Here is a 6,499-nt window from a genome sequence, read left to right on the forward strand (position 1 = left end):
TCTGCGGCGCGACGGCTGCTTTGGGAGGATGAGGACATGCACGACGCCGCCCCCATCGACCTCGACACCTGGCCGCGACGGCGGCACTTCGACCACTACCTGCGCACCGTTCGCTGCAGCTACTCGATGACGGTCGAGATCGACGTGACGGACTTCGTCGCGGCGGTGCGCTCCTCCGGGCGCCGCACCTACGTCGCGCAGATCTGGGCGATCGCGTCGATCGTCAACCGCCATCCGGAGTTCCGCATGACGCTCACCGCCGACGGCGCGCCCGCGGTCTGGCCGGAGGTCCATCCCTCGTTCACGGTCTTCCACCCCGAGACCGAGACGTTCTCGAGCGTCTCGGTGGCCTTCGACCGCGACTTCGCCGCCTTCCACGACGCCGCTGCCCGCGTGATCGCCGATCATGCCGGCAGCACCGAGCTCTTCCCGCAGGGTCCGCCTCCCCCGAACAGCTTCGACGTGTCGAGCCTGCCGTGGACCGACTTCTCCGGTTTCAACCTGAACGTCGAGGGCGTCGGGGCCCACCTCGCGCCGATCTTCACGCTCGGGCGCTACGTCGAGCGTGACGGACGGATGCTGCTGCCCATGGCCGTGCAGGTGCACCACGCCGCGGCCGACGGCTTCCACACCGCTCGACTCGTCAACGACCTGCGCGAGCTCTTCGCCGACGTCGCCTGGCTCGCAGCATGAGCGCGCTGCGCGAGTGGCTGCGCTCGCAGGCCTCGCTGACCGGCACCCCTCCGGCGTTCGACACCGACCGGCTCCCCGCGTCGCCGGTGACGCTGTTCGAGGAGTGGATCCACCAGGCAGCCGCCGCGGGTGTCGCCGAGCCCCACGCCGCGACCCTCGCGACGGTCGCCGCGGACGGCATCCCCGATGCCCGCACACTGATCGTCAAAGACGTCGACGACCGCGGCTGGGCGTTCGCGAGCACGCGCTCCTCTGCGAAGGGCGGGCAGCTCGCAGCGCAGCCCGCAGCAGCCCTGGCGTTCTGGTGGCAGCCGGTCATGCGCGCCGTGCGCGTGCGCGGGCCGGTCTGTGAGGCGAGCGCGGACGACACCGCAGCCGACCTCGCGGCACGGTCGGAGGCGGCACGCCGGGACGTCGCGGAAGGCGACTGGGCGCTGTGGCGCATCGAGGCGACCCGCGTGGAGTTCTGGCAGGGATCGCTCGACCGTCGCCACACCCGCGTCGTCTACGAGCGCGAGGGGGCGGGCTGGCGGCACGCCCTGCTCGGAGACGCAGGATGACGGTGCACTACTCTTTCGCCCCTCCCACGGCCGCCGAGTTCGCGATGCTCTATGGCGAGACGGGCTGGGCCGAGTGGTCGCTCGAGACCTTCGAAAACGCGCTCGCCGGCAGCTGGGTCGTGTGCACGGCGCGTGATGACGACGGTCGCCTGATCGGCCTCGGTCGCCTGATCAGCGACGGCGCCCTGCACGCATTCGTCACGGAGATGATCGTGGCGACGGCAGCGCGTGGCGGCGGCATCGGGAGCGAGATCCTGCGGATGCTGGTCGACGAGTCACGTCAGCGCGGCGTGAACGACATCCAGCTCTTCGCCGCGCGCGGCCGAACCGCGTTCTACGAGCGCCACGGCTTCGCTCCCCGCACCGCCGAGGGTCCGGGCATGGACATCGTCGCCGAGCGCTGACCCGCGACACCCTGAACGAGATGCCCTCGCACGCGGCATCCGGAGTCGCCATACTGGCGGGCATGGATGCCGTGAACGACTGGCTGCTCACGTGGGGCGACCATCTCTGGACCTGGATCATCCTCCCCGTGGTCGTCGTCCTCGGGCTCTACTTCACCGTCCGATCGGGCGTCGTGCAGTTCCGCCTGATCCCCGAGATGTTCCGCACCCTGACCGACAAGACGCCGCAGACCGCGGACGGCAAGCCGCAGTCGGTCTCCGCCTTCCAGGCCTTCACGATCTCCGCGGCCTCCCGCGTGGGAGTCGGGAACATCGCCGGCGTCGGCACCGCCATCGCGGTGGGCGGCCCGGGTGCGGTGTTCTGGATGTGGGTCATGGCGTTCGTCGGCGGAGCGTCGAGCTTCATCGAATCGTCGCTGGCGCAGCTGTTCAAGACGCGCGACCGCGGCAGTTTCAGCGGCGGCCCGGCGTACTACATGCAGCGCGGTCTGGGCGCCCGGTGGCTCGGCATCCTCTTCGCCGTCATCCTGATCGTCTGCTTCCCCTTCGCGTTCAGCTCGCTGCAGGCCAACACGATCTCGGCGACCATCAGCTCGAGCGTCGGCGGCGACCTGCCCTGGCTGCCGTGGGTCATCGGGGCGGGCATCGCGCTCCTCACCGGGCTCGTCGTGTTCGGCGGGGTGCGCCGCATCGCCTCGGTGACGCAAGTGCTCGTGCCGATCATGGCGCTCGCCTACCTCGTGCTCGGCATGATCGTCGTCGCGCTGCACCTCGACCGGATCGGGCCGGTGTTCGCCGAGATCTTCACGTCGGCCTGGGGCTTCAACGAGGTCGTCGGGGCTGCGTTCGGCTATATCGTCCTCACCGGCGTCAAGCGCGGCATGTTCTCGAACGAGGCGGGGCTCGGCTCGGCCCCGAACGCCGGCGCGAGCGCCGCCGTGACCCATCCGGTGAAGCAGGGCCTCGTGCAGACCCTCGGCGTCTACTTCGACACGTTCCTCGTGTGCTCGGTGACCGCCTTCATCATCCTCGTCTCCGTCCCCGACCTCGCCGGGGCCTCACGCGGCATCGATCTGACGCAGGGAGCCCTCGTCGACACCCTCGGTGAGTGGTCGAACATCGCCCTGAGCATCATCATCTTCATGCTCGCGTTCTCGTCGATCCTCGGGAACTATTACTACGGCGAATCGAACATCGAGTTCATCTCGACCAACCGCACCGTGCTGACGGGGTACCGCGTGCTCGTCGTCGCCGCCGTCCTCGGTGGATCGGTCGTCGGAGCCGACCTCGTGTGGAACTTCGCCGACGGTGTGATGGGGCTGATGGCGCTGACGAACCTCATCGCGATCGCGCTGCTGTCGGGCATCGCTTTCCGGCTTCTCAAGGACTACACCGAGCAGCGGCGCGCCGGGCTCGACCCCGTATTCACGCGCGAGCGACTGCCCGGTGTCCGCGGCATCGAGTGCTGGGAGGACGAGCTCACCGTCACCGGCCCGATCGACCTGCCCGTGCGCGCACGCCAGGCCGCCAAGCACCGCGACCACCTGCACGACCGCCGATGACCGTCGGCTCGACGGCTCATGACCCGCCGATCGCGACCGAAACGCTTCGCATTGCCGCGCGCGCTCCGCACCATGCGGGGGTTGCCGCCAGGATGAAGAGATGCCGCGCGTGATCCAGACGCCCCGAACCGCCATCCGAGGCCCATACGCCAAGAGTGCGCGCACGCGCACGCTGATCCTCGACGCCGCCTTCTCCGTCTTCGCGGGCGCGGGCTATCGCAAGGGCTCGCTGCGCGAGATCGCCGACCGCGTCGACATGAGCGAGGCTGGGCTGCTGCACCACTTCCGCAACAAAGCCGAGCTGCTGCTGGCGGTGCTGGACCACCGTGACGACCTCGCGCGCAGCAGGTTCTCGTTCGAGGAGCACTCGGGTCGCGATGCGCTGGAGGATCTCGTCGCCCTCGCCGACTACAACTCGACGATCCCGGGGGTCATCGAGCTGTTCTGCACCCTGTCGGCGGAGGCGACCTCGCCCGACCACCCCGCCCACGACTTCTTCCGGAACCGGTACGAGACCAGCCGGAAGATCGTGGTCGACGCGCTCAGCGTCATCCGGTCGGAGGGCGGCCTGCGGGCGGACGTCGACATCCCCAGCGCCGCCGCACGGTCGATCGCGGTGTGGGACGGCCTGCAGATCCAGTGGCTCCTCGATCGGACGACACTCGATATGGCCGACGAACTGCGCGCCTGCTTCGACGAGTTCCTTCTCGAGGACCTCGCCCCCGCCCGTCGCGCCACCCCCTGACCCGGGACCAACCGTCGACTCGCCAGAGTCTGCGGATGCGGGACGGCCCGGAACGGCATTTCCTGGCGAGTCGAGCGGCGGGGCTCAGGAGAAGCCGATCAGCCATGTGAGGCCGTAGCGGTCGGTGACCTGCCCGTCGTGATCGCCCCAGGCACGACGCTGCAGCGGGTCGATGATCGTGCCCGCGTCGGCCAGCAGGTCGAACCAGCGGCGTGACGTCTGCTCGTCTCCCGCGCCGAGGAGGGCGAACATCATCCCGGACATCGACGGCCGTGCGGCATCCCCGGGATCATCGGCTCCGAACAGATCCACGTGGCCGCGCAGCTCGCCGTGCGCGATGAGATCTCCGCGTCCGTCCCGGCGACCGAAGTCGGCGAAGGTGTGGAGCTGGAGTTCACCGCCGAACACCGACCTGTAGAAGCGGAGAGCTTCGGCGGCGTCGCCGGCGAAGTGGAGGTAGGGAACCGGCGCGGGCATGCCCGAACGCTACGCCCGTCCCCCGGCGCGCGCCCCCGTCGACTCGCCAGAAGATGCGGATGCCGGGCCCCCGTGACCCGCACAACTTGGCGACTCGACGTCAGGAGGACGGTGCCGCGGTCGACTCGCGCCAGACCACGTGCTGGAGGGGACCGGCGGCGGACGGCGGCTGGTCACCCCGCATGAGCGCGATGAGCCGGTCGGCAGTCCGGCGGCCGAGCTCGACGTAGTCCATCGACACACTCGTGAGGGAGGGCGTCTGGAACGCACTCGTCGGCGAGTCGTCCCAGCCCGTCACGCTCACATCCCCCGGCACGGTCCAGCCGCGCTCGAGGGCTCCACGGATGGCGCCGGTCGCGATGAAGTCGTTGGCGGCGATGACGGCCAGCGGGAGCGAGCCCTCGTCGAGCGAGCGGATCGCGTCCAGGCCGGACTGCGCGCTCCAGTCCCCCTCGACGACTCCGACGGACTGCACGCCCAGGCGAGCGACCGTCGCCTCGTACGCCCGACGGCGCGCATCCGCCGAGGGATAGCTCCGCGCTCCCGTGATGTGCAGGAACCGGCGGTGCCCGAGCTCCGCGAGCCGCTCGACCATGCTCACGAGCGGGTGCACGTCGAGCATCTCGCCCGAGACGCGCATGTCGTCGTCGAACTCGGCGAGCGTCAGGACCGGGACGTTGGGATCGACGTGCACGAGATCATCGCCCGGCACGGGCGCGTAACACAGGATGCCCTCGAACTGCCGGGAGTCGATCATCTCCAGCAGTCGCGGACGACGCTGGTCCGGGGCGTTGGGGATGCTCTGCACTTCGACGTCGTAGCCGGCGGCCCGCGCGCGCTCGATCGTGCCGGCGATGAGCGGAGCCGAGTGGAACGCGGTGATGGGGAGGACGGCCGCCAGGCGGCCCGTTCGCGTCGTGCGCATCGAGCGGGCGGCGAGGTTCGGCCGGTAGTCGATCTCTCGCGCCGCTTCCAGCACCCGCTCGCGAGTGGCGGCGGAGATGCCGGCGCGCCCGGTGAAGACCTGCGAGACCGTCGATTGCGACACGCCGGCACGCGCTGCGACGTCGCGGCTGGTTGGCCGTTTCCCCATGACTGCCTTTCCTGGCATGTGACTCTACCGACGTTCGTCGACGACGGCCTCTCGCGATTGATACTACGTATCACTGCTACGTACCAGTAATCGCCCTGCCCCGGCTCCGCGGCATCCGTCGACTCGCCACGATGTGCGGATGCGGCGCACCCCAGACCCGCCATTCCTGGCGAGTCGACGGGGGACAGAGGGACCGGGGGTCAGGGGGTCAGGGCGCGGGACCACAGGGGGCGGTGGCGGTCGACGTAGTCGCGGACGGCGGCCCAGTGGGCGCCGTGCCCCTCGACGAACATCGTCGCCCACGGCTCACGGCCAGACCGGTGCGAGGACTCGAGGAGCGCATACATCGCATCGACCCGGTCGCTCATCGCGCGCGGCAGCTGGGTGCGCAGCGCGGCCGATGCGCCGTAGCCGTCGACGAACGAGCCCAGGCGCCCCGCGGCCACCTCCGGCTCCTCCGCGGGGTCGCCGAGAGCGAAGGTCTGCGCGGCGTAAGCGAGGTCCCACAGCCGCGTGCTCGGGGCCGCGGCGTCCCAGTCGATGAAGACCCAGCGCTCCCCCACGACCAGGTTCCAGGGCGCGAGGTCGTTGTGACACACCAGCTCGTCACCCGGCGCCGCGATCGCCGTCTCCCAGATCGCGCCGGCGGGCGCGACGAACGCCGCAGACGCGTCATGGATGTCGCGGACGAGGGCTCCGACGCGTCGCATCTGATCGAGGCCCATCAGGCCCGCGTCGATCGCGAGCGTCCCCTCGACGAACTCGGTGACCTGCCTGCCGGTGCCGTCGCGTCCGCGGGGCTCGGGAGCGTCGATCCCGCGCGCTCGAAGCGCCTCGACGAACGCGATGACACTGGGAGTCGATGCCGTCCACGCCTTGCGAACGGTGTCGCCGATGCGCACCACGCTGCCGCTCGCATTGCCGCCGTCGAGCCGCTCCTCCCCCGCATCCCCCGCATCCCCCAC

8 protein-coding genes are annotated in these 6,499 nt (G+C 70.2%); 5 read left to right on the forward strand and 3 right to left on the reverse strand.

Annotated features, from left to right (window positions below; genetic code table 11):
- Positions 1–36: 36 nt before the first annotated feature.
- From catA to CBF90_RS12930, 5 genes are all read left to right on the forward strand, one after another.
- Entirely contained in the window at positions 37–693 is a 657-nt protein-coding gene (gene catA / locus CBF90_RS12910; RefSeq protein WP_088380774.1) for a type A chloramphenicol O-acetyltransferase, read from the forward strand.
- Positions 690–1,253 (forward strand): pyridoxamine 5'-phosphate oxidase family protein, encoded by a 564-nt coding sequence (locus CBF90_RS12915; RefSeq protein ID WP_064955781.1) that lies wholly within the window; start codon positions 690–692, stop codon positions 1,251–1,253. The genes catA and CBF90_RS12915 overlap by 4 nt, the downstream gene beginning before the upstream one ends.
- Positions 1,250–1,657 (forward strand): GNAT family N-acetyltransferase, encoded by a 408-nt coding sequence (locus CBF90_RS12920; RefSeq protein WP_088380775.1) that lies wholly within the window; start codon positions 1,250–1,252, stop codon positions 1,655–1,657. Before CBF90_RS12915 ends, CBF90_RS12920 begins: the two co-directional genes overlap by 4 nt.
- A gap of 20 nt (positions 1,658–1,677) precedes the next feature.
- Positions 1,678–3,219, forward strand: coding sequence for a sodium:alanine symporter family protein (locus tag CBF90_RS12925; RefSeq protein WP_242435677.1), 1,542 nt, complete (start codon positions 1,678–1,680; stop codon positions 3,217–3,219).
- Between the two features lie 100 nt (positions 3,220–3,319).
- A complete protein-coding gene (locus CBF90_RS12930; protein ID WP_023953764.1) occupies positions 3,320–3,964 on the forward strand; it encodes a TetR/AcrR family transcriptional regulator in 645 nt (214 codons plus the stop codon).
- An 84-nt stretch (positions 3,965–4,048) separates the two neighbouring features.
- Here the strand turns inward: CBF90_RS12930 and CBF90_RS12935 are convergent, their stop codons facing one another.
- From CBF90_RS12935 to CBF90_RS12945, 3 genes are all read right to left on the reverse strand, one after another.
- The gene (locus CBF90_RS12935) at positions 4,049–4,441 is read right to left on the reverse strand and encodes a VOC family protein (RefSeq protein WP_071918968.1); all 393 of its coding nucleotides are present in this window, start codon (positions 4,439–4,441) and stop codon (positions 4,049–4,051) included.
- A 100-nt stretch (positions 4,442–4,541) separates the two neighbouring features.
- On the reverse strand, positions 4,542–5,534 hold the full coding sequence (locus CBF90_RS12940) for a LacI family DNA-binding transcriptional regulator (protein ID WP_023953760.1): 993 nt from the start codon (positions 5,532–5,534) through the stop codon (positions 4,542–4,544).
- A 200-nt stretch (positions 5,535–5,734) separates the two neighbouring features.
- Complete coding sequence (locus CBF90_RS12945; protein ID WP_088380776.1) at positions 5,735–6,499, reverse strand: phosphotransferase; 765 nt, start codon at positions 6,497–6,499, stop codon at positions 5,735–5,737.

The organism is Microbacterium sp. AISO3 (assembly GCF_002204305.1).
Lineage (GTDB): Bacteria > Actinomycetota > Actinomycetes > Actinomycetales > Microbacteriaceae > Microbacterium > Microbacterium arborescens.